Source organism: Halodesulfurarchaeum sp., assembly GCF_036626455.1.
In the GTDB taxonomy this organism is placed as follows: Archaea; Halobacteriota; Halobacteria; order Halobacteriales; family Halobacteriaceae; genus Halodesulfurarchaeum.
On record NZ_JAZKRK010000020.1, the window covers coordinates 15,091 to 38,195 of the forward strand.

18 protein-coding genes and 1 pseudogene are annotated in these 23,105 nt (G+C 53.3%); 5 read left to right on the top strand and 14 right to left on the bottom strand.

Annotated features, from left to right (window positions below; translation table 11 throughout):
- Positions 1 to 290: 290 nt before the first annotated feature.
- The gene (locus V5A26_RS07410) at positions 291 to 785 is read left to right on the top strand and encodes a hypothetical protein (RefSeq protein ID WP_332320930.1); all 495 of its coding nucleotides are present in this window, start codon (positions 291 to 293) and stop codon (positions 783 to 785) included.
- A gap of 115 nt (positions 786 to 900) precedes the next feature.
- Here the strand turns inward: V5A26_RS07410 and V5A26_RS07415 are convergent, their stop codons facing one another.
- The 5 genes from V5A26_RS07415 to V5A26_RS07435 form a co-directional block, all read right to left on the bottom strand.
- Positions 901 to 1,941 (bottom strand): hypothetical protein, encoded by a 1,041-nt coding sequence (locus V5A26_RS07415; RefSeq protein WP_332320931.1) that lies wholly within the window; start codon positions 1,939 to 1,941, stop codon positions 901 to 903.
- Positions 1,941 to 2,414: a hypothetical protein gene (locus V5A26_RS07420; RefSeq protein ID WP_332322305.1), complete on the bottom strand. Its 474-nt coding sequence runs from the start codon at positions 2,412 to 2,414 to the stop codon at positions 1,941 to 1,943. The genes V5A26_RS07415 and V5A26_RS07420 overlap by 1 nt, the downstream gene beginning before the upstream one ends.
- An 844-nt stretch (positions 2,415 to 3,258) precedes the next feature.
- Complete coding sequence (locus V5A26_RS07425; protein WP_332320933.1) at positions 3,259 to 6,705, bottom strand: ATP-dependent helicase; 3,447 nt, start codon at positions 6,703 to 6,705, stop codon at positions 3,259 to 3,261.
- Complete coding sequence (locus V5A26_RS07430; protein ID WP_332320934.1) at positions 6,702 to 7,631, bottom strand: RecB family exonuclease; 930 nt, start codon at positions 7,629 to 7,631, stop codon at positions 6,702 to 6,704. Before V5A26_RS07430 ends, V5A26_RS07425 begins: the two co-directional genes overlap by 4 nt.
- A complete protein-coding gene (locus V5A26_RS07435; RefSeq protein ID WP_332322306.1) occupies positions 7,624 to 9,720 on the bottom strand; it encodes a DNA helicase UvrD in 2,097 nt (698 codons plus the stop codon). The genes V5A26_RS07430 and V5A26_RS07435 overlap by 8 nt, the downstream gene beginning before the upstream one ends.
- Positions 9,721 to 9,882: 162 nt before the next feature.
- Between V5A26_RS07435 and V5A26_RS07440 the strand changes: the two genes are divergently transcribed.
- Both V5A26_RS07440 and V5A26_RS07445 read left to right on the top strand, forming a co-directional pair.
- Positions 9,883 to 10,053, top strand: coding sequence for a hypothetical protein (locus V5A26_RS07440; RefSeq protein ID WP_332320936.1), 171 nt, complete (start codon positions 9,883 to 9,885; stop codon positions 10,051 to 10,053).
- A 354-nt stretch (positions 10,054 to 10,407) separates the two neighbouring features.
- Positions 10,408 to 11,033 (top strand): annotated as a pseudogene (locus V5A26_RS07445) (transposase); the annotation flags it as partial.
- Between the two features lie 84 nt (positions 11,034 to 11,117).
- On the opposite strand, the gene V5A26_RS07450 reads toward V5A26_RS07445, so the two are convergent.
- The 7 genes from V5A26_RS07450 to V5A26_RS07480 all read right to left on the bottom strand — a co-directional run bounded on the left by V5A26_RS07450 (position 11,118) and on the right by V5A26_RS07480 (position 15,950).
- Entirely contained in the window at positions 11,118 to 11,453 is a 336-nt protein-coding gene (locus V5A26_RS07450) for an ArsR/SmtB family transcription factor (protein WP_332320937.1), read from the bottom strand.
- Positions 11,454 to 11,537: 84 nt separating this feature from the next.
- Entirely contained in the window at positions 11,538 to 11,780 is a 243-nt protein-coding gene (locus V5A26_RS07455; protein WP_332320938.1) for a thioredoxin family protein, read from the bottom strand.
- A 43-nt stretch (positions 11,781 to 11,823) separates the two neighbouring features.
- Complete coding sequence (locus V5A26_RS07460; protein WP_332320939.1) at positions 11,824 to 12,987, bottom strand: permease; 1,164 nt, start codon at positions 12,985 to 12,987, stop codon at positions 11,824 to 11,826.
- A 253-nt stretch (positions 12,988 to 13,240) separates the two neighbouring features.
- Complete coding sequence (locus tag V5A26_RS07465; protein ID WP_332322307.1) at positions 13,241 to 13,909, bottom strand: YlbF family regulator; 669 nt, start codon at positions 13,907 to 13,909, stop codon at positions 13,241 to 13,243.
- A 24-nt stretch (positions 13,910 to 13,933) separates the two neighbouring features.
- Positions 13,934 to 14,368, bottom strand: coding sequence for an arsenate-mycothiol transferase ArsC (locus V5A26_RS07470; RefSeq protein WP_332320941.1), 435 nt, complete (start codon positions 14,366 to 14,368; stop codon positions 13,934 to 13,936).
- Positions 14,369 to 14,371: 3 nt separating this feature from the next.
- Positions 14,372 to 15,559: an ACR3 family arsenite efflux transporter gene (arsB, locus tag V5A26_RS07475; RefSeq protein ID WP_332320942.1), complete on the bottom strand. Its 1,188-nt coding sequence runs from the start codon at positions 15,557 to 15,559 to the stop codon at positions 14,372 to 14,374.
- Positions 15,552 to 15,950 (bottom strand): ArsR/SmtB family transcription factor, encoded by a 399-nt coding sequence (locus V5A26_RS07480; RefSeq protein WP_332320943.1) that lies wholly within the window; start codon positions 15,948 to 15,950, stop codon positions 15,552 to 15,554. The genes arsB and V5A26_RS07480 overlap by 8 nt, the downstream gene beginning before the upstream one ends.
- Positions 15,951 to 16,280: 330 nt before the next feature.
- On the opposite strand from V5A26_RS07480, the gene V5A26_RS07485 reads away from it, so the two are divergent.
- Positions 16,281 to 16,778 carry a TorD/DmsD family molecular chaperone gene (locus V5A26_RS07485; protein ID WP_332320944.1) on the top strand — a complete coding sequence of 166 codons (498 nt, stop codon included), beginning with the start codon at positions 16,281 to 16,283 and terminating at the stop codon, positions 16,776 to 16,778.
- Positions 16,779 to 16,931: 153 nt separating this feature from the next.
- A complete protein-coding gene (locus V5A26_RS07490) occupies positions 16,932 to 18,788 on the top strand; it encodes a cation:proton antiporter domain-containing protein (RefSeq protein WP_332320945.1) in 1,857 nt (618 codons plus the stop codon).
- Between the two features lie 278 nt (positions 18,789 to 19,066).
- On the opposite strand, the gene V5A26_RS07495 is transcribed toward V5A26_RS07490, so the two are convergent.
- Positions 19,067 to 20,512, bottom strand: coding sequence for a hypothetical protein (locus V5A26_RS07495; protein WP_332322308.1), 1,446 nt, complete (start codon positions 20,510 to 20,512; stop codon positions 19,067 to 19,069).
- Positions 20,513 to 20,825: 313 nt separating this feature from the next.
- The gene (locus V5A26_RS07500) at positions 20,826 to 22,310 is read right to left on the bottom strand and encodes a sulfatase-like hydrolase/transferase (protein ID WP_332320947.1); all 1,485 of its coding nucleotides are present in this window, start codon (positions 22,308 to 22,310) and stop codon (positions 20,826 to 20,828) included.
- Positions 22,311 to 23,105: the final 795 nt, after the last annotated feature.

The following is a 23,105-nucleotide window of genomic DNA, read 5'->3' on the forward strand; positions in this document are numbered from 1 at the left end:
GGGAGACGAACAGATTCTTCTGCGCCAGAAAGGTTGATAATCGAACTATGTGATACTCCGTTTGTGCTGAATAGTGTTTTCTGCAAGTATGGGTAGTGGCCTTATATAAGATTGAAAATTTCAGCGATAATTATTCAAGTCGGAGCGAGGATTTTTCATTTATGGCGCCATCGTTGGACAGATGGGACACGTTTGGGACCGAGAAGAATTGGACCGTAGGTGGAGCGGGTCATTGGATGCTACTCCTAGTGGCCCTGGCAGTTTTTGGGATGGTACTGCTCCTATTGGGAATGCAGGACCTAGCGAAGACGCTTTGGCCTCTTTGGGCAGTTGGGACGGCAGTCGGATTGGCGTATTTGGCTTGGCAGACTGATCATTGGCCAGGTGTTCGTGACTCCAGCCTTGGAATAGAAGTGGCCTCGGGCGGAGCTGCACTTGCTGTCCTTTTGCTTGGAGTAATGGGCATTATCCGTGGCGGGTTGATGCACGCCTCCAATTTCTTCCTTATACGGTTCGGAGCAATCCTAATTGTAGGCACATTCATCGGCGCGGCGGTGTATTTCTGGTTTTACCTTTTCACAACGAAGTCGAAGAAACGGACAGCGGAAACTATGCGAATTCTCTCGATTGCTGTCCTTGGGATCACACTTTGGGGGCCCTATTTCTTCCCGAATGTGGATATCGTCCTTGGAATCGCTCATTTCTTGATCGCGATATGGGCGGGCGTCACTGCATCTGGGCAAGCTGTTGCCGAAGATTCCGTCGCCCGCCAATTGAGCGACTGAAACTCAAATTTTCACAAACGTCCATTATAATTGGAGTACAGTGTTCGGTAAAACATCAAGGATTTTATCTTTCTCAAGGGGGCCAACTTTATCCAATACTGCCATTTGAACTCGTTTACCTCTCCATTTGCAGTTCGTTATACGTCTCCACAATTGATAAATCACCTTTGAGGTGAGATGCCAAACTCGCAGTTCTGGCATCGAGTTTGAGTCGCTCACGCCGCCAATCGAGTTCGTCTTTGCCACGCCAGATCCCGAAAATGGTGACAGATGGTACTTCGAGATTTCCAAAACTTATCGCCAACATGTGGAGTAAGTGTTCAACTTCTTTCCACGAAGCTGACCTCTGCTCTGGGAGCGTCTGTGGAAGCTCGATCCACTGAGCTAAGATCGTGTGACTTCTCGCTCGCTCCACAAACGTGCGATCGTTACTGAAAAGGAGAATCTCACCTCGGTGTTCCTCCTCGTATTCGTCATAGCCCTCCACAATTGCTTCGTCCCCTGTGTCACAATCAATTTCGTCGGCTTGCTGAATATCTCGGATATTGCGGTAGCGGACCAGCCCCATTCGACCGTGACGGGCTTCCCCTAACGGCTGATTCCAGTATTCTTCATACTGATCACCAAAGGCGTCGACAAACGGATCGGTGTCATGGCATTTGTAGTCCCAGTCGAGTTCGTCACGAACGCCTGAGGCAAGAACGAACCCGTTGACGTAGCCAACGCCCTCCTCGGGATCACGGAGTCCGAGTATTCGGTCGATCCGCCACGGCAAAAGGTTGGTATCGAAGCCAGCGAAGACCGGTCGATGGCCAGCCATTAGGTCTGGATTTCCGTACCGTTCGACGAGTTTCTGGACTTCGTCGCGATTGTTGATCTCAATTATCCCGCTTGCAAGTACCGCCTTGACGTAGTCATCCGCTGCAGGGAGGTCCTTGGCGACGGACTCCGGATGATTTCGTCGCACCTCGTTTCGGGCTTCGGCGTATTCTTCCACCGATTGATTGAAGTGAATCGTACAGTCATCATAATCGCCAAATTCGATCGTGAGCAAGTCACCAATCTCATCGCTCGGATGGCTGACCGTTATTTCGCTTTCACCACGATCGAGGAATCGATTGAACAGAACCGTGAGGTCTTCTCGGGCAATCCGCATTATATTTCCTCCGTGAAATCGATGAGGTTGATCGCTGTCCGTGGGATTTCGGGAAAGACTTGACCGAAGTATTCTCCCGTTTCGAGATGAATGTAAAAGAGGTGGTCGACATCTTTGCTAATCCCCACCTGAAAGCTAATGATAGACCAGAATTTTCGACCTGGAGTGACATCAACTGCGACTTCCCTGTCTACGCCCTCGCCAGTTGCGATCGCATCCTGTAGATAACTGGTGATGGCGTCAAAATCCACTTCGTCATCGATTTGTTCGACTGTAATCTCTGGTTCGTCACCGCCAGCGGCGGTCACGATCGTTTTCATCATCGTCGTCACCAACTCCGTGACTTTCGAAATGAGTGGGTTCTCCAGAATGTAAATCGTGTTCGGGACATAGCCGTCGTGACAGGCTGCAGCGAGCGGGTTCACAACGGGGGCGATACTCGTACTCCCGTTCGTTATCCAGATCCGTTCCATGCCAAGCAGGTTTTCAGGCCGGTGCGAAGAGTGTTGGGCCGAAGATTTCTATGGATCATCTCTATGACTTTGTTCTAGACCTTGGTTCAATTTCTGTGGTGCCCCTTTTTGAAGGCCTTCTGGTAATACCTACCCCATTTTCAAACCGGGTTACCGGCCTTATAAGCTGCATCAAACCACCAGATAGCGTCGCGTTTCCCGTTGCTTTGGGGCGGTTGAAAAATCGCCATAATTAATGGTACATGCAGTTGCTATCATCTCCAATGGGAGTCATGACAAAACTGGTCAATTATGCGACGGGAGGGTCAGTGGGGTCCGATAAGCCATACGAATGCAAATCGTGTGGCACTCGCTTCTCCGAGCGCTACCACGAGTGTCCGGAATGTGGGAGTTACCGGGTGGAAGGCAGGGAATGGTCGCTTATCGATTAGCTGATTGAGGAGGCTTCTTTGGGGGGAAGATAGATATCGATATAAATGCTAACTCTCGGCTTCGAATTTGGCGTAGGAAAGGGTATACATTCTAATCGCATCACTGGATATCAATGCAGGTAGCAATCACACTTCTTAATTCACCGTAGAGTCCGCAGCTGAGTGATGTTAGGTTGATACCAATGCCATGGTAAAACATTTCGACCGGTAGACCGAGTCCGATCCCCCCAGCTTTCGAATTTATGGTAGGATATCAAATAGAATTAGACGAACTTGTCGGTCTGTTTTTACCTCTCATGCTGTAAGCTGGTAGAAGGTTTCACCGGACCCTAACGCGTTAGAACGACCAAGGAGGATGGGGGATTACCTCCAATATCTTTGATATGCAATAAATCTCATCAATATTATCTGTATCACCAGTCATCACTACACGGGAGACTTCGATGGGGACACCATTGACAGTGGTCACCAGCAGTATAGTCGTCAAACGTCGATTGATTGATCGTCTCTATTTGCTCTCGTATCTGATCACGGACACCCTCCAAATCCTCTGTCGTATAGGTCCGAGTTTTCAGCTCCGGGCCCCGTGGCCCCACATACAGATACCCGGCTGTCGAGATGTCCTTGTCTAGTAACTTCCGAGTTGCAAGCAGGTATAGGGGCAACTGTCGGTTCTTTTCCAAGGACCGAGTCCGCTCGGTTGCTTTGTAATCAATTACGAGTAATTCATCACTCGGTGTCCGATAGATCGCATCGATATACCCGGTAATCGTCTCGCCACCGATTTCAATCGCAAACTCACGCTCCGCACTAACGATATCCCACTCACTTACTGGCGACTCGAAGTAATCTGCGATGCATTCGTTTGCATGGTCAATGACGGTTTCCCACTGGTTCTGCGTGGCGATCTCCTCACAGAGATCCCGCCAAGCCGATTCGGTTTCTATCCCACGTCGCCCCGCGAGTTCCGCTGTCTTGTGGAATAATAGACCGACTTCACGTTGAGTGGGGATTCTTGGACTGTCCGTTTCAGATTCGTAGTCCTCGAAAGCACGGGTCACGTAATCCAGATAGTGGCGACGGGGGCACTCAGCGAACGTTTCCAATGACGTGTAACTATGTCGAAGTGATGCTTGGATATCCGGTTTGGCTTCTAGTCGGTCGACTGCTATCGGCACCTCTTCAACGGGCTCCAGTGACCCATCAAGCATCTGCCGTGCAAGGGAAAGGACACGCTCTCGTGCCGGTTCTTGGTCGAGTGCTTCCCCATGATGGTTGATTTCACTTCGCTGGCTCTCTGGTTGTGTGGCGGCGAGTGAGTCAGTCCAATCAGCATGAGACTCGGTTGATATCTGGATATCTTTCCAGATAGGGAGGGTCACCCCAGTCACATTCCACGGGACGGTATCATCCACGACATCTTCAATGAACGATAGCGGCACTTCCCCATCCGGTTCAATTTCCTCGGCTTCGTCGGTTCGGCCCTGGAGTACAAGCAAATTCTCCGCTCGGGTAACCCCAACGTGTAGCAGTCGCCGTGCTTCGTGAGCATCACGCTTTTCGAAGTCGGTCCTTACCGGGGCTGCTGGGTCCCGAGTCACCGCATGGTTGAGTGCAGTGAAATTGCGTTCTTGTGGTTCCCATTCCCCGGAAACAAGCTTCGGCAATACCACCACCGGGAAGTCCAACCCCTTGCTCTTGTGAATCGTCATGATGTTCACCGCGTCATCGGCCATGTCGGTTTGGTCGATGGTACTGGCACCACCGGGCTGAGTCACTGAACTGAAATACTCGATCACTTCGACGAACTGCTCATCGAGGGTGGCCTGAATCGGCCCCTCACCGAACGACGCGATAAACTCTTCGAGCGGCTGGAGATTCCGCTGTTCTTGCGGAGAGAGATACCATTCCATGTTCGTTCGATCTTTGAGTTCCTGATAGAGTCTCGCGATCGATACCCGGTCTCGAAGGTCCAGCAATGCGTCGACATCCGTTCGCACCTGTTCAATCCGGCCAGGTTCTTCGAACGTTTCTACCGGTGCCTCCCGAAGCATAGTGATGAGATTTTCATCCCCTGTGTTAAGCGATCGAAGGTCGGCCTGGTGGAGGCGGTAGCGCATAGTCAGAACGCGATTCAAGCTCACCTCATCCTCGTAAGGGCGTGCCAACGCTTTCAGATACGCCAGGACAGTCTCAACCCCGACCGAATCCGCAGTCAAATTACCGGCGACCTGGTACGGAATTCCAGCCTCCTCAAACGCCTCGACGATAGGTTTCGCGTGTCGGTTTTTCCGCACCAATATCGCGATATCGCCGGGGGAATACGATTCGTCGATCTCGGGTGTATCCCCGGCGAGCACGTGTGAAACCGCATTGAGGATTTGTTCTGCCTCCTCGCCTTCTTCCTCGGGTGCACTGATTGTGGCGACCGTGTCCCCCTCGTATCCGGGTTCGTCGTACCGGGTCAGGGTTTTTGTACTCCTCTGCCCGGACACGAGGTCCAGGGCGTTGTTTGCAAGGTCGAGAACCGGTTGCCGCGAACGGAAATTCTCTGTGAGGTTCGCATCCGCGATAGTGTCGAATGACGCGTCGAGATCACCCCGGATGTTTTCGACATTTGCACCCCGCCACTCGTAGATCGCCTGGTCGTCATCCCCAACAACGAACAAGTTCTCATCTGTCGTCAGTCGGTTTACCAAATCAAACTGGAGTCGGTCAGTGTCCTGAAATTCATCACAGAAGACGTACTCCCATTGCTCAGCGATTTCGGCCCGAAGCTCCTCATCATCGAGTAGTTTCGCTGTCTCCACGACCAGATCATCAAAATCGAGTAATCTGGCCTCGGTCTTTCGCTGTTCGAACGCTGCATAGCCGTCTGTCAGGTCTCGGGCTTTTCCTGCAGTCTCAAGATAGTCAGTGAGGTTTGCGGTCAGTACCAGTTCGAAGTCGTCGGGGATGCCCGAGGGCGGATTCTCATACGCACCGAAAATGACAGCTGGAAGTTTGAACACGTTTGTGAGGTCCCCATCGATAATCTCGTCGATGTGCTCTGCAAGCATCGTATCCAGTGCGTCTGCCACGATCTCCATCTGTTCGAGAGCTGCATTGACCGACTCTTCGATACCACTCTGCTGAGTGTTGAGGTCTGTCCGCTCACTTTCCAACTTGGAACGGAAGGTCGATAGCCCGTCTCGGATGCCTTCAATGCGGTCCGGTGTGGGTTTTCGCCAATTGACGCGGACATGCTCAGAGGCCAATTCCTCGATTCGACTCGGGAGTTCTGCGAGGGTGGCTACTCTGTGTGGATCGCCGAGATATGTATCCAGATCCGTATGTGTCACCCCGGAGCGCTTCATCGCACTGATGAATCCCTGGAGAGAGGCGACAACGCCGTTCCCCCACTCCGTGTTCAACTGGACATCCGGCTTAATGAATCGGTAGGGAATATCATCGAGGATATCAAGTATGAGCGTGAGTTTATCCCCATCCTGGGCAATCTCGAAGTCTGGCGGGACGTCGGCATAGTAGGCAAATTCCGACAGGAGTTCCTGGCAAATCGAATGATACGTATAGGCATCGACGTCGTAGCCGGCCGGCCCCAGTTTTGCGTTCAGCTTCTCCTGCATCGAGTCAGCGGCCTTGTTTGTAAACGTCAGCGCCAGGATATCGTCGGGAGCAACGTTTTCCTCGTCGATCAAATACTCGATTTTTCGGACCATCGTGAACGTTTTTCCAGTGCCTGCTCCGGCCAACACCCGCATCGGATATGAGGACGACTCGATGATCGTCTCTTGGTCTGGCCGGGGACCAAACCCCTCGTCACCGCTCGGAAGCCAAACAAATTGCTGATTGTCATTCATAATTTCACCTCTTGGGCGAGATAATCCGGACACATCCCCTGATATCGACAATCAGGACACCCCTCTTCGAAGATCAACTCCTGGGGTTCGGGTTCAAATTGCCCCTCCCGAATCCCGGTGAAAGCCGACCGGATGAGTGACCAAATCGTGTCGAAGTGGTCCGCGTAAATCTCGGTCATTTCCCGCCCATACCCTCTGGCGCTCACACTGTACCCATCCGGACTCGTTTCAAAGTCAGTGTGATTGAGGAGGCCGTAGAAGGAAAACCGAACATCCATCTCTTGTTCAAAGAAATCCGTTTCCGTGACACCTTCCAGGTAGGTGGCCACTTGCATCGCATTTTTCACTCGTTTTGGTTCGTGTTCCTCCCCATTGAGATGCTTGTCAAGCCGCTCGGCGGTACCAGATGTCAGCATTCCACTGCTAATATTTCGTTTGTAATCGATGACGTGTAGTCCGTCCTCAGTCCGAAGAATGTTGTCTGCGTATCCCTTTAGCTGAACATCGTTACAATCGCAGGTCAGCCGTTTTTCGACAGCGACTGATTGTCGCGCATGCTCAATCCCGGGCCCGCCATTTGGGGCGAAAAAGTGTTCAAGCCCGGCCTGGGCTAACTTGCGATAATACACGTGCTGAGCGTCCGAGGCGAACTCCGATAATTCGACTTCTTCCTCCCAGACCTCCGGGAAGTGTGCTCTCATTCGCTCTCGGATGGTATTCCCGTCATCGTCACGAGTTGAGTCGCAGCATGTTCGCTCGATCGTCCCGTGCATGGCCAACCCTTGCTGGAGGTATCGCTTCGAATCGTCGATCGTATCGATCCGTTGGGCCTTCGCGAAGTCGTACTTTCGCGGACAATACGCGTAGGCTGCGAGACTGCTCGGTGACAGCCGTTCGACTGGCTGTTGAGTCGTGTCGTTACTCATTGCGGCGCACCTCCCCGGCGGCAAAATCAACACGCGCTGCAATCGCCTCCCGGAGTTTCTTCCCTCTATTGCCACTTGCGGTTATGAGTTCCTGAATCCCGCCAAAGTCCCGTTGAACCTCGTCAAGGTCAATTGTCTCACCACGAACTCCTGCTCCTCGAATGCTGGCCAATGCCTGATCGGCTCGTGATAATGCGAACTTGATCGCCCCGCTTTGCCCATAAATCGCTTCGTGGTCGAGGCCAGTAATCCAAGGGAATTGTTCAACGGCTTCAATCAAGTATCGAGAGGGCTGCAGTTGCCGGTTGAGCTCGCCGCTCTCCTCGCTAAATAGGCCCAAGTACAACCGCTCGGTCGCTGCCCGTGACCCGACTGCGAGTTGCCGCCGTGTCAACTCTTTATAGTATCGGCGGAATGGGTCCTGAATCGGCCCATCAGCCGTCGAAAACGTCTCACGGACATCAGAAGCGGTTACATCTGTCACCCCCGGGAAGTCCTCCATCGAAGCGACCTCGGTCGTGGGAAACAACCCGGTCAGGTTCGGCCCAGATGGATACGTCCCTTCAACGAGATTCAACATGAACACCGCCTTCCATGACGCGTTTTTCATCACCCGGACTGCGTCGACGAGAACTCCATCCTCCCTGACATCGACCTCGGCCGTCTGCACCTCAGCGGTGGCGTTTTTGACTGCTCGATCCAGCGTGGTGCCCAGTTCGGACCAGGTTGCCTCGACAATTGATAGCTCATCGAGAAATTCGGCCAACCCAAAGACGTCTAGAACGTGCCCGAACTGTGCTTTTGCCTCCAGGGGATCATGATCGGCTGCGATTCGCTCTTTGAGACCCGTTTCGAGGGCGTATCGACGTAATGCCCGTTCTAAACTGTCGTCCTCCGTGGTGATCATATCGACTAAACTGCTATCGAGGTCAACGCCCTCGGCCACGTGGGTTTGTGATTCTGCATCACCACTTGCATAATGTTGGACGACTGTTCGTAGTTCCCTGACTGACGGGTCATCTGCAAAGCCACTAACAGAGGCTGATGCTGTCGGGATGCCCGCCTGCTGGAGAACTCGGACCGTCTCGCTGATCGGTTCGTTCGCGTCTTTGAACCCGATGGCAAACTCATCGTACGACCATCCATTCGCCTCGCGCAATCGTTCGATCTCGTCAGCTACTTTGCGAACTTGATCACGGAACGTCGCCTCATGCACTATCTCAACTGCCCCGTCATCCGGATCGCTCACGGTCTCACCGGTTGCGAATAGGTTTGCGACTGCCTTTGGCCGGGTTGGTATCGTTTCTCCGCCCAAGGTGTCCGCATCCGTTTCTGTGATCGTCTCGGAAACCGTTCCCGACTCGTTCCAGACCCGTTGAATGCTGCTATCAGTTTGGGCAACACAATGGAGTCCTCCCTCAGCATGTGTGGCAAGCCGGTCTAGATACACCCGGTCACTCGCGGCGAACTCCTCAAACTCGATAACAAGAATAGCCGAAACGTCGAGTGCGCTTAACTCAATTCGGCCGGTACTGAGCGCGTCTATCACCCTCGGAATGACTGCACCTCGTTCGAGGTACCCAAGATCCTCGAGCCACTCCTGAAATGCCTCCTGGTGTGTCCCGATTTCATCAAGCACGGGATGTGATGATTGAATTGGTTCGCCACGCCAACTCACGACCTTTGTTATTCGTGGCAAATCCGTTTGAAATCGGTCGTGTTTGGAAGCCTGCTCTAAATACGGTGACTCCCAGTCCGTCCGCAGGAGAAACCGATACGCGAGTTCTCCTCGCTCGGTATCCGACAGCTGTGTGGGGGGATCTGGAACCGAATCGAGTAGCGATTTTGCATGCCGGTTCACGGAACGGACTCGGGGTCGTTCAACCCCATCTGTCACAGCCGCAAGTCGATCTGTGAACGTTTCGATACCGGTTGGAAACCGTTTTAAAACCAGGACTTCGCTCGCTTCGTACTTCGAGACGAGATTCGCATAGATTGAACCAATTCGCTCAGCCGGAACACCACCGAGAAACGGGAGTTTGTAGACGGTTCCATCGATTTGTTGAGCGTTAGAAATTCGGGAAGACATATTCACCATATATCAGACCATGTCCAAATACCTGTGGCTGGAACCTGAGAGGTCTCAATCGGGGTGGCAGCCCGGTGGTCATTTCACTCGAACATCCCTCCGGTCACCACCGACTGTTTTGGAGTGAGCCTATCGAGCAATTCGATCTCCTGTTGCAGTTCCATGCTGGCATTCGTCCGTGTTATCTACTTCGGGAACCTGTTGGGCAACACCTTTGACGCTCTCAAGTTCGCTGCTGACTGCCGGACTGGTCGCTCCTGTGGCCAGCTCATTCGTGGAGATGTGAGCGCCAGAGACATTCTCAACAGCCTCCGGAACACCTGTCCCATCTGAGCGGACGCTGAAGGGAGGATACATGCGCGCCGATAATCGATCAATTTGGCCTGGCTGAATGTGAAGGAAACCGCATCAAGTCCTTTGCCTTCTATTTATCAAAGTTCAGTCATACCTATTCAGGAAGTTACCAAAACAGTCTGCTTAACTTAGATCTTCAGGTCAACACATCGAATATGTTAAAATAACGGCAAATCATTAACATCTCTTACCCTGGCCTTGTTTGAACGCTCGAAAACAGGTCGTAGAATCTCTCATTTAAACTAGATTTACCTCTACATGGCAAAGTACTAGGAAGGAAAGCGGGACGGTTCAGTTGTGCAAACAGAACTCGCCCGCTTCACGAAGAAAGTCATGAGCAATGCTCAAAAAGTCGTCGTTGGACAGGCAGCACCACCTATCAACAAAGGAGAAACAGGCTACGCAGACTGGGGTATCATCTCGATCCACGCCCTCCGCGAGTATCTCGATCCACCGTATCGGCGGCTGATGGAAATCCTGTTCGAGATGCCACTTATCACCAGTATTTTAGGGTTGCCGCCGTCGGCGCTACCGGATTTTTTACCGTTTGCGGACGAAAACAGGAGCTCAAAATGGGCATCTGAAGAACGTTTCTTACTCTGACAATTGATCTGCATGAACTGGGCGAGATTCAGGCAATCGACGCGACCGGCATGGATCGAATAGCTGCCAGCCAACACTACGTGAAACGGACGAGCTACTCGTTCAAAGCCGTGAAGACCGTCCTCGTTGATTGCTCAACCGGTGTGATTCTATATATTCATTGTTCGATGACATAACCGCATGATTCACAGGTCGGCTGGCAGGTGCTCAAACGAAACCTCGACAACCTTTCAACAATCATAGCAGACAAAGGATACGACTGGTGGTTGTTACACAACAAACTACGTTCAGAAGGCTTGAATCCTTTGATTCGAGCCAGAGAGTTCAGCTGGGAAGGTCGCGCTGAGAATCTAATAAACCAGTGAAGATGACGAATATGTAACCTGAGCACTCTACTATTTACCCAATCAGTAGCATGAACGAACCAACACGCTGAAAACTCAACTGAGGGTTTGGAGTATTTCGATAACGGTCTCGCCGCGGTCGGTCGCACGGTAGGTCACATAGTTCCCGTCGCGATCAGCTGTCACCAGATCCGCTTCTTTCATCTTTTTCAGGTGATAGGAAAGGTTCGAATAATCGATGTCGAATATCTCGACCAGATCACAGACACACAGTTCAGTCTCCCCGAGCAGTCGCAAGACTGTCACGCGTCGTTCGTCCGCGAGGGCTTCGAAGATCCCCAATGCGCGGTTGAGATCTGTCTCCTCGACGGTCGATTTCAGGTCGGCTATCGTTTCGGTATCGAGCCGATACTCGTTTGTTTCGGTGGCCATTCACGTACCTGGTCAAAGGTGGCCGAGGTACTAATCAGTATCTTTGAGTCGAGGACCGCTCGGTTCGTCTCCCGGCTACAGGACCTACGCTGAATCAAAGATTTCTACTAATTGGTCGACGTCGGGAATTTCCCCTTCGGTCTCGACCTCGCCGTTGAGGGCAACTGCGGGCGTATGCATGACCCCGCGTTCGATGATCTCCATGTCGTCTTCCACCTTCTTGACAGTCCCGTCGAACTCGCTTTCGAGTTTTTCGAGTGCTTTCTTGACGTTCGCCGTGGTCTTTTGACACCTGGGGCATCCAGGGCCGATGACTTCGATTTTCATGATTCGTAATGTGAGTTGGTTAACGTGTTTTTGTATCGATTCGTCATACGAGCAGCAGCCCCCATATCAGGCCCGCTAACGTGGCCGAGACAGCGACGAGACTGATGTAAAGGGCCGTCTGTTTTGTGCCGATGGTTTTCCAGATGACCAGCATGTTCGGCAACGAGAGCGACGGGCCAGCAAGCAGCAGCGCCAGCGCGGGCCCCTCGGCCATCAGTCCCTGGGTGTATCCGAACAGCGAGCCGACGATCGGGACCTCCAGCAGCGTCGGCATGTAGAGGATCGCGCCGATGACCGATCCGAGACCGGCCGACAACACTGTCGTCTCGCCGAAGATCCCCTGTGTCAGCAGCCCAGGAGCAACTTTGTGGGCGACGAAGGTCTGTTCGCCGGCAGTGATCGTCTCCAGGGGGTTCATTCCCTGGGCGATGGCCGCGAGTCCGCCGATGATCCCGATGACGAACGTCCCGGCGATGAGCAGTGGGAAGATCGTCCGCGTGAAAAACCACGTTTCTTGGAGCCACTCCTCGATCTCGTCGCGATCGAAGTGCACATAGAGCAGGTATCCCAGCGCCACGAACAGTGGCGCGAGCAGCGGCGTCTTGACCGCCCAGGTTAGGAGGCCCGTCGCGGCGATTAGGAGGATCGCGACCTGAGTACCGAAGAACCCGCTCGTCACCCACAGTGGACGTTCGCGTTCGGCGACCGTCTGCCCGCCGTCGGTGGCAACGGCCTGTCCTTCCGGACTAGTCGTCTCGTCACTACTACCAAAGACGAGGGCCATCGTCAGGCCGATCCCGAAGGCCATCGTCACCGCGAAGAATGCCCGTGCGCCCCCGAGCGGGAGGCTGAGCGCACTCGCGGTGAAAACCACCGCCAGAACGTTGATCGCCGGTCCCGAGAAGAGGAAGGCGCTCGCGGGGCCAATCCCCGCTCCCTTCTTGTAGAGGCCTGCGAACATCGGGAGGATCGTACAACTACACACTGCCAGCGCCACACCGGCGACCGAGGCGATCGAATAGGCCTGCAGCTTCGGCGCATCGCCGCTAAGATACTTCGTGACGAAGTGATCGGACAACACCGCGGAAATCCCACCGGCAATGAAAAACGCCGGCACCAGACATGTGATGACGTGCAGTGTCAGGTACGACAACGTCTCGTCGAAGCCTGCCCGAAGTAACTGGACGAGGAGTTCGACTGGCGTCACGGTTCTACCTCCATTTCAAATTAATCTTAAACATTAGTCGCCATATACCTAATGGTTTCAAAATGTGTTGAAACAAATCACCAAGTTACGAACTGTCACGCCCAGGCGATTGCCGTCCTGGTGAGAAACGCTCCTGGAAAACCAATTTGCCTGATTTTGCCAAATGGCCTCGTAAACCAGAGCTGAACCACAGACTCCTGTCTCAGTCGTGTCAGCCACGGAAACCGACTGGAGTGCCCCATCGACCAGTCGGCTATTTCGGCCGCGTGATGCAGTACTTCGGTTGCTCCGTCACTCCCGTCGAACGGGAAGAGGAGGTCTTCGTACATGAGTGTGAGTCAGGCTGTATCTCTGAGATTCTCCATGGATCCCGTGAGTCCTTCGAGGCCGTCGATAACCTCGTCCATCTGCACGATAGGAATTCCGACGTACATCTTCTCATTATCCAGTTTGCCGGCTGACCGGCAGCCATAAGCAACAACCCCCCTGTCGTGCGGGCGAACTCCTCGCCGACCCGGTCGCTGATCACATCGTTGGTCCGATCCAATAGTTCGATCAACGCCTCCTCGGCCTGCCTGTATTCGCTGATCGTCTCGTTGTCCTCCATCTTCGATTGGACTTCGCGTGGTTCGATCTTGAGTTCCTCATCGAACCCGCCGCGCTGGAGGAGAATCTGTTTTCGTTGAGAGGCTTCTAGGAGTTGCTGTGCGGCTTCGTCCTTGTCGAGACGTTCGCTTGCCTCGCGGAACGTTCGATACTCTTCACAGTCCGCGATTGCGTCGATGAACGTGCACAGTTGTGCGTTGACGTCGGTAGTTTGGTGTACGCTATTGTATCTTTCTCTGTGGTCGCTTCTCGCCGGGTCGGCCGGGGATTTCTGCCCCGAGTGAGCGGAATTGTGCGTTTTACCGAGTGATACCACGAAATCGATCACCTGTCTTTTTGCTCACTTCAGTTCGATTTCGTCGAACAGCGCACGAACCCGCTGCTCGACCTCGTCTCGAATACCTCGTATGCGATCCGGATCTTTCCCGTCCGGGTCCTCGAGGTCCCAATCGCGGTTCTCCCCGGCCCATCCCGCCGGACAAACGTCTTTGGCCGAACAGCCCATCGTGATGACGTAATCGCTGTCGCGGGTCTCTTCGAAGGTAATTTCTCGAGGCCTTCGATCCGCGATATCAAAGCCTATCTCGGCCATCGTCTCGACGACCTCCTCGTGAACGTGCTCTGCCGGTCGGGTCCCACCCGTGACGATCGAGACCTCCTCTTCGAGACTCCGCGCTTCAAGCTCCCGCCTTGCAAAGGCGTAGGCCATCTGTGAGCGCCCGGCGTTTTGCACGCAGACGAATGCGACCCGAATCGAAGCCGAAGACTCCGTCATGGTTCAGTCGTCCTCAGTGACGGGATCCGGCTCATCATCCGTGGCACTCGCGGGTTTCGTGCTTCCGATTTGTCCGGTCGTGTGACCGCGCCAGTCGACGTTTCGCTGGAGCCACAGCGCGGCGTACACAAGCGAGAGTAGGACCGGGACTTCGATCAGCGGACCGATGACTGTCGTGAAAGCGACACCGGACCCGACACCGAAGACGGCGACCGCAACTGCGATGGCGAGTTCGAAGTTGTTCGAGGCCGCGGTGAACCCGATCGCGGTCGTCGTCGAGTAGTCCGCGCCGATCCGGTGCCCCATTGCGAAGCTCACGAAAAACATCACGACGAAGTAGATCGTCAGCGGGACCGCGATCAGGAGCACGTCAGTGGGTTGACCGACGATCCGCTCGCCTTGCATCGCGAACATGACGATCACGGTAAAGAGCAACGCCACGAGGGTCAACGGATCGATCTTTGGGACGAACTGCTCCTCGTACCACTCCTCACCCTTGGTGCGTGTCCCGACGAACCGCGAGAAAATGCCCGCGGCAAACGGAATTCCGAGGAAGATGGCGATCGCCTCGAACACCTGCATGGCGGTGATGTTGAACGCCGCGATCCCAGCGGTCAGCGTCTCTAGTCCGAGCACATCGGGCAGGAACAGGGCGAAGAAGGTGATGTACACCCCGTAGGTCAAGATCTGAAAGACGCTGTTAAAGGCGACCAGGCCAGCCGCGTACTCGCCCGACCCTTCTGCGAGGTCGTTCCAGACCAACACCATCGCGATGCATCGCGCCATCCCGATGAACACGAGTCCGAGGAAGAACTCCGGTCTGGCCGGCAGGCCCGGGACGATGCCGCCGAAGAAGATCAAAGCCAGCGCGACCATCAACGTCGGGCCGATCAGCCAGTTTTGGAGCAGGCTCAGACCCAGCACTTTCCACTGGGCGAACACCCGTGGCAACTGGTCGTAGTTGACCTTCGCCAGCGGTGGATACATCATCAGGATGAGGCCGATTGGCACGAGATGGAGATCCTGGATCGGCTGGGTCACTGAGGGTGCGACAAAGCCCAGGCCGACGCCGATTGCCATCGCACCGAAAATCCAGACTGAAAGGTACTTATCGAGAAAGTCCATGGACCGCGGGTCCCCACAGTCCGGACAATCACACTCCGGGCCATGTTCCTGGTCCACGTTACTCATCGTGATGCACCTCGTCTAAGGCATCGATGACTGCGGATGCAACCGGCGTCGCCTCGTAGTTGCGCCAGCGACCGTTCTTGCGCCGGTTGACGAGACCGGCCTCGCGAAGGTCAGAGAGGGCATGACTGATAGCACTCTCGCTTACGTCGACGACCGCATTGAGTTCACAGACACAGAGTTCGCCGTCCGCATCGGCGAGGACGCGTGCAAGACGATACCGGGTTTCGTTGCCCAGCGTCGAGAGCACTGCGAGGTCGGATTCCACCCGCTCGCTCCGGGCCGTCGACTGCAGCATATCCAGTTCCGAGAGGCGTGTCTCGACGTCTTCCACCCGGCATTCGTCGAGTTTGTCCTCAAGATATCGATGGATCCGCTCGGATTCCGTTGCCATATATTTATTTGAATGTTTCTTCAATTAATAGCTGTCGCTACCGAGCGAACTTGGCTAAGATATCTTCAGCCACCAACGAATGGCCTTAAGTGCCAGGAAAAGGATATCTGGCAGATGCGTAATTACCGTTGGATGAAATCCGTACCATTCAATTATAAGCAATTGTAGATGGATAATGAACATCTCTGGCCACCCTTCAGCCTCGCAAGACGTGGCTGAGGAGACTGCACAGGGGGCCATTTTGACGCGGATGTAAGACATCTCGAACCGCCGACAGAATCGACGGTTTCGGACGTTGCAAAGTGGGCTTACCAATGGCTTAAATCTGGAATGGATGCACTTCCCAAGGAGTTCCGCGATCCCCTGGTAACGTTGCGAGACATGGACTGGGTTGGGGTGAAAACGATTCGGTCCGAATACACGCGGTTGTCCCGGGGACCGACGAATCAGCTATCCCCAGATCCACCGTACGAATCCCTTTACCGGGAAAACACGATCTACGGCTCGACGACGACGAACACCCGAAAGTCGTATCTCCAGACGGGATTAGATCTCACGGACGAGGAGGACCGTGAACCATTGGACCTTCTCGGTATCGAACTGCAGTTCCTCGGTGAACTGCGGTCAAGAGAGGCAGAGGGGGACGAAGAGAGTCGGCCCCAGTTACAGGCGTTTCTCGAAGAGCATGTGGCACACTGGTTCGACGATTTCGAAGCCGCCATTCAGGAAAACGAGCCCCACGAATTCTCCGAGGCCATCGTTCGACTGACCGGTGCACTCCTGGGGAACGAAGCCGTCCGACTTGATGTCGACTGGCAACGTGGGTAATTACCTCAGAGAGGAAGCCTTCCGAGCGGGTGTCCAAGATTGACGGAAATCAAGGTTTGACTTCGATCGACGCCTGTTCACAATGAAGTTATTAGAATAACCCTTCATCTGCCCCGATATATATTAGGAATGCTTTCGTGAGTCAACGTAGCCGTGGCGAGTACCCTGTTGCCAGTCGTTGCGGTCATTCTCATCACGGGATTGCTGGTTCAATTACTGGCGCATCGATTTCGGATTCCCAGCGTCGTCTTTTTTCTCCTCATTGGGTTAATTTTGGGGCCGGAAGGTGTCGGACTTGTAACCCTTAATACGTTCGGGGAGGGTCTGGAAACGATCGTTGGTATCAGCGTCGCAATTATCGTGTTTGACGGTGCCTTCCAGCTCCGGGCCGACCACATCCGCGAAGCTTCCACCACCTCGCTCCGTTTGGTGACGATTGGGTCGGTTATGATGTTCCTCGGAACCGCCGCGGCCGTTCGACTGTTGGAGGGGGTTACGTGGGAGATTGCGCTGATTATCGGTGCCTTGCTGATTGCGACCGGCCCAACTGTCATTACGCCGATTCTGGAGGTCGTTCGAGTGAGAGAACATGTTGCAGCAGCCCTTGAAACGGAAGGGATCATCAACGACGTGACCGCAGCGATCGCAGCCGTTGTGATTTTCGACGTCTTGCTTCTCGATGATCTCGGCCTCCAGGCGACCGTGTTATCGTTTCTCCAGCGAATCAGTATCGGCGTCGCCGCGGGTCTCCTCGCCACAGTCCTCATTTTTCTCCTCCTCAGATATCAAATAGCTCCTAGAGAAAGTCAGCAGGCGGCCCGATTCCTACTTTTGAGTGCAGCCATTGGCTCCTTCGCAGTTGCCGAAATATTTGCAGCGGAGGCCGGTATTGCTGCTGCAGCGACGGCCGGACTTGCCGTGGGTAATCTTGACCTCTATTATCGGGAAACGATGGAAGAGTTCGGTCGGGACGTGACCCTCATTGCTCTCGGATTCGTCTTCATTTCCCTCGCTGCACTCATCAATTTTGAGGCCGTGATCGGATTGGGGGTTGGCGGACTGTTACTCGTCGCTACCGTTATGTTCCTCATTAGACCAGTTATTGCCTGGGTTGCGACCTGGGGGGTTGAGCGGTTTGACAGGTCAGAACGCCTCTTCCTGGCAGCCATCGGTCCCCGCGGGATCATCCCGGCAAGTGTGGCGACGCTGTTCGCAATCGAACTCGAGCTTGCGGGGAACATTTCAGCGGCACAGACCTTGCTCGGCACCGTATTCATCGTGATCCTCGCCACGGATATCATCGAGGCAGGATTTGCACGACAGATCGCTGACCTACTCGGAGTAACACCAATGCGTATGTTAATCGTCGGCGGGGGCCGAGTTGGCATGGCCCTTGCCAATCGACTGGAGAATAGTGGTGAGTTCGTCGTCATCGTCGAACGAGACGAGGAACAGAAATTGCAAGCCGAAAACAAGGGTTTCACAGCCTTCCTTGGCGACGGGACGAACAATACGGTCCTACAGGAGGCAGGAATTAAAGATGCAAAGGCCGTCATCGCTGCAACCGGGAAAGACGACATCAATCTGCTGATTGCTCAGATTGCCAAGACGAAATTCGGTATCGAGGACCTGTATGCGAAGGTAAACGAACCGGAGAACGATTTAGCCTTCGAATCCTTAGAGGTAAAGGCAGTCAATGCTCCGGATGCGACTGCCTTTGCCATCGAAAACGAGATCGAGCGACACGAACTTGCAAACTGGATTTACAATCCGGAGGACGCCCACGCCGTGCAAGAAGCCGTTGTCACCTCGGACCACATCGGTGGACATTCGATACGGGAACTCGCAGACGAAATTCCGGATTCGTGTTTGATTATCGAGATCGGTGAGGACGCGAACGCCCATGTCCCCACTGCGGACGAGGTGATCGAAACCGGTGACAAAGTTACATTTCTTGGAGACTCAACTGCCGTGCAAAGGGCCGTCAAGCTGTTTCATCCACATACATAGGCCATTTGTGCCATTCGTATCCCCGACGTTTATAAAGCAGACGCCGAAACCAGTCGCGCTTGATATCATTGGATCTGCTATCTAAATCGATAATGCAGGTGTCACCCGGTGTCTCTCCACCAGACGATGGGGCCTCATCGGACTTGGGGTTATAGCCGCGGTCGGCCAACTTGGCTGAAGTGACATTTTATACGGAGTTTCAAACAAAACGAGAAGCAATCTCGTACTAATTGGAGAAACAAAGAACGAAGTCACGGAAGGTGGAGCTAACTTGGGTTTCACTCAGTTATTTTAAAAGCAAAGTGATGGGCAGGCAGCGGACGTATTGGATGGTTATCGAGATACGAGAGATGTGGTTTGCACTCGAATCCGTGGCCATCCTTTTCGGTTTCGAAGAGTGTCGGATATATATCGATGAAATGATATCCCGGCCCACCGGATACTGGAAGATTCAGATGTACTATTCCATCTTCCCCATTGTCGCAGTTCCCGCAAAAGTAGCCGAGCATCTTGTTGTCGTATACAACGAAGTTAGCATTCTCGTAGAGAGTCCACCCCGTCCCACTGATTTTAATGTCAATCTCAGTGTCCTGGGGACCGGATGTTGGAGAAAACTCCGTGATTTTTGGTTGCATAATAAACCCGGTCACGGCAACTGATTCTCCGCTAACTTCGGCGACGATAGGCCTTGTAGCGCCTCGATCCGGAGGGATTTCCACCTCCTTCTCAAAGGTCCCATCGTCGTCAGTTTCCACCGTTGGGAGTTTGTCTGGCTGCGGTTTTGGGGTAATTGTTTTACCGTTTATTCGCTTTCCGTCGTGGCGGTGCCAGACGAGGTTGACCGACTTGTTTTCGGGAAAACGCTTACCGCTGATCATTGCCTCAGTCCCGGGGGGTCCCGAATTTGGCGCAATCGTGAGAGTGGCTTCCGTATCGCGATCGATCGATGGATAATGGACCGAAAGGGGCTCTTCCGGAATGAGTTCGTCACTCCAGGCAGCGGCGGGTTCGGTTTCTGGTTCGGTGACCGTCACCTCCCACTCGTTTTGCGTCTCGCTTCCAACTGGTCCAAAATCAGATTGGGTCCGCGATTGGAGAAATGGAACGCCCTTATATCCTCGCCAAACAAGGATATCGTGTTTTCCTGGAGGTCCGACCGCTCGAACTGAAGCGGTTGCCGTTCCATTGTTTTTCACACCAGTCATGATGCCGACCAATCCCAGATCCCACGATACTTGGAAATTATTTCGAGCCGGATTGGGCCCGATACCGTAGCCTTTGACGGTAAAGAACTCGCCGAGTTCGGCGTTGTCATTAACTAATTCAAAATGTGGGAAGATTTCAAATTCGGCATTCGCAACGGTCGATCCGTTATTTCTGATGGCAATCGGATGAGTAGATCCGTAATCCTCCGGAATCTCAATCGTCTCTTCGAACGTACCACTATCATCAGTTTTCACGTCCGTAAGCGTCACCTCTTTCGGTTGATAATGGGGCCCCTTGATTTCGTTGGCTTGGATAACTCCCCAATTGCCGACAACCGTTTTCCAGACGACTGCGAGTTCAGCGTTCGATGGTAACTGCAATCCACGTATGGTGACTGTGTCTCCGACGTGACCTTCCGTATCGCCCAAAACGAGATCTCCCGACTGGGATTCGTTGTCAGATCCACGTTGATTCAGTGTTTCTCGTAAATCGGTCGAGATGCCTTCTTCCAGTACCATTGGCTGATCGTATCCGAGGTTCTTGGCTTGAACCCATTGCTTCCCGGGTTCAATTTTCAGATTTTTAAAAGCCGGCAACCGTTCCGGCACGAACTCCATCGCGTCGATCATCATTCAGATAGATGTCCTATGTATCGAGATTGTCAAAATCTCCGAATCGCGTTCCCAAAAATTGCTTCTCATTGCTGTGTTTGCCCAGGCGGGGCCAATGAACTCAGGAAAACCGGGCTAATTCAGTTGGTAGGGCCACACCCAGAAAACACCTATTTTCCCATCAGCATTTACGCGAGTATGTATCAGGAGGCTGGATTTTTCACATATATCCAAGGGCTTCGAGGTCCTTTTTCGCCTCCTCGCTAACGGTTTGACTTCCTTCCGTCGCGATGTCCCGGTCTGTAAACGCTGTAAAGACCTCTTCGACGGTTTCACCCCCGTCTCCGCTAACGTAGGCCTCTTGCGCATTCGGAATTGTCACCGCAGTCGAATAAGAATCTCGCCAGCACATCTTTTTTCGAACGCCTTTCTCCGCTTTTTCGTATACGGCAAACGCGTCGCCGTTAAATCGCCAGGTGTCTGACAAGTGATTACCGGCGCGTTTCTCCATCGGCTTTTCCAGTCCATGCGACGATGCTACCACGGTGTCATCGGCGACGAATCCGGTTTCGGGTTCAATAGTTCCGTCTACGGTTTCCGAAACCACCTCTGGGAAGGCACTGATTGCTGCGAGGTCGTCGACAACAGTCCCATCCTCACCTTCCATATCCGGATATTTCACCATCAGCGGAACGTGTAATAGGATTTCGTGAAGTCCTGACAGGTGAGCCGGAATCCGCATGTCGGGACGCACTCTAGAGGGTTCCCCGAACCCTTCGCCGTGGTCTGCAGTGATAACGACTAAGGTATTCTCTAATTCGTCCCTGTCCCGGAGCGTTTCCAATAGGCGGTTGATCTCGGCATCCATATAGTGAATGCCGCCGTCATAGAGGCTCGCAAGCGCCTCCCGTTGCCACCATGGACGATTACCTCCGTTAAACTCCCAGACCTGATCGTCCATGTCGGTTTGCAAGGAGCGAATTGTTTGCCCGCCCCAGAGATCGTGTTCGGATGGAGGTTCGTAAGGGAAGTGGGAATCGAGGTAATTGATACATCCGGCCCAGGGGCCAGATTGATCGTCGATCCACGACAGGATTTGATCAGTATAAAACGCGCCCGGCGTATCTGCCATCTCCCAATCATCGGGAAGGAGTCCGGGATGTGTCCACGCGAGATATGTCGTTAGGCCGTTTACGAACGCTTTGAAAGGTTTCTCAGCGTCGAGACTATCACGAACTAACCCGAGCGAGTAGTCACGCCCCTGCCGGGAGGCAAACAGATGATAGGGCCTGTTTGGGTCGTTCGCTTCGGGATATGGGGAGGCCTGCTTCCCGACGACCGTTTGAAAGGCGTCTTTCATTCCCACGTCTTTGTTGACGAGCCAGGTATTTTCAGAAAAGACGCCGGTGGAATAGTCGTGTTCGGCTTCCAAATCTTCCCAAATGGTCGTCCCAGGTTGGAGGCCGTCGCCGAGGTCCGTAACGCCGTGTTCCACCACCTCTAAACCCGTAAAAATGCTGGCGTGACTTGGCAAACTCCAAACACCAGGTGATCGAGCCTGGGTGTAGGTTATCGCTTCGTCGGCGAAGGTCTCTAACGTCGGCGTCGTCTCGTTCTCGTGCCCCAGCAGTGAGGTGTTCCTGGCTCGCACCCCATCCATGACGATGAGCAATACATTGGGCTTTGCTCCATCATTACCCGTCATGGTCCAAGTCCCCCGTCATTGAGCCAAGCACAGGGCTTCTTATGTCCTTGGACACTCCTATCCGTCACACGCGGGTAGGTCCTCATTGCTGTATGTGTCGAGGAGCGAACGATTGGAATAAGGTAACCTCAATAATGCATATATTTTTAGGCCAAGTTTCAACGAGACGCACTTTAAAAAACTAAGGTCGCCGTCTGGAAATGCGTCCTATCGGAGCGGCGAGAAATATACCCCGGATCGATATCCAGCACGTCGGCCACTCGAAAGTCGGCGTCGCCCATCAATCGGATAGCATTTTTTGCTGGAATGTTTCTGTGGCTCAGGGCAATTCCCTATATTCCTGCCGTGACATCCAAACGTTCTAACATCCGTCCTTATTCCGCTCCGATCTCATATACGATTATTTAGAGTTTTATGCACGTAACTAGCAGGCTGACCGGTCTATCCGGGGGATATACGGGCAAAGTGGGATTGATTTTACGCGTTTCTATACTAATATGATATCATTCGAGTATCCGTTATTGATGATACGGTTTGGGACTGCTGCTGAATAGAGAGCATGGGCGTTGTTTAGACGGGTGATTTCACGGGTTAGATTTCTCAATGAAGCGTTCGATGTTTCAAACCGCACATTTCATGACAAATTCATGGAATTGACCGAACCAGGTTCTTGCCCATAACGTAGCATAGTACTAATGATATAAACCGAAAAACACCGCTTCAGCGTTTGAAAAATGATGATACTGGCGATCCGTAATCAACAGATTTTGTGTATATCCCATCAAATCTTTCACT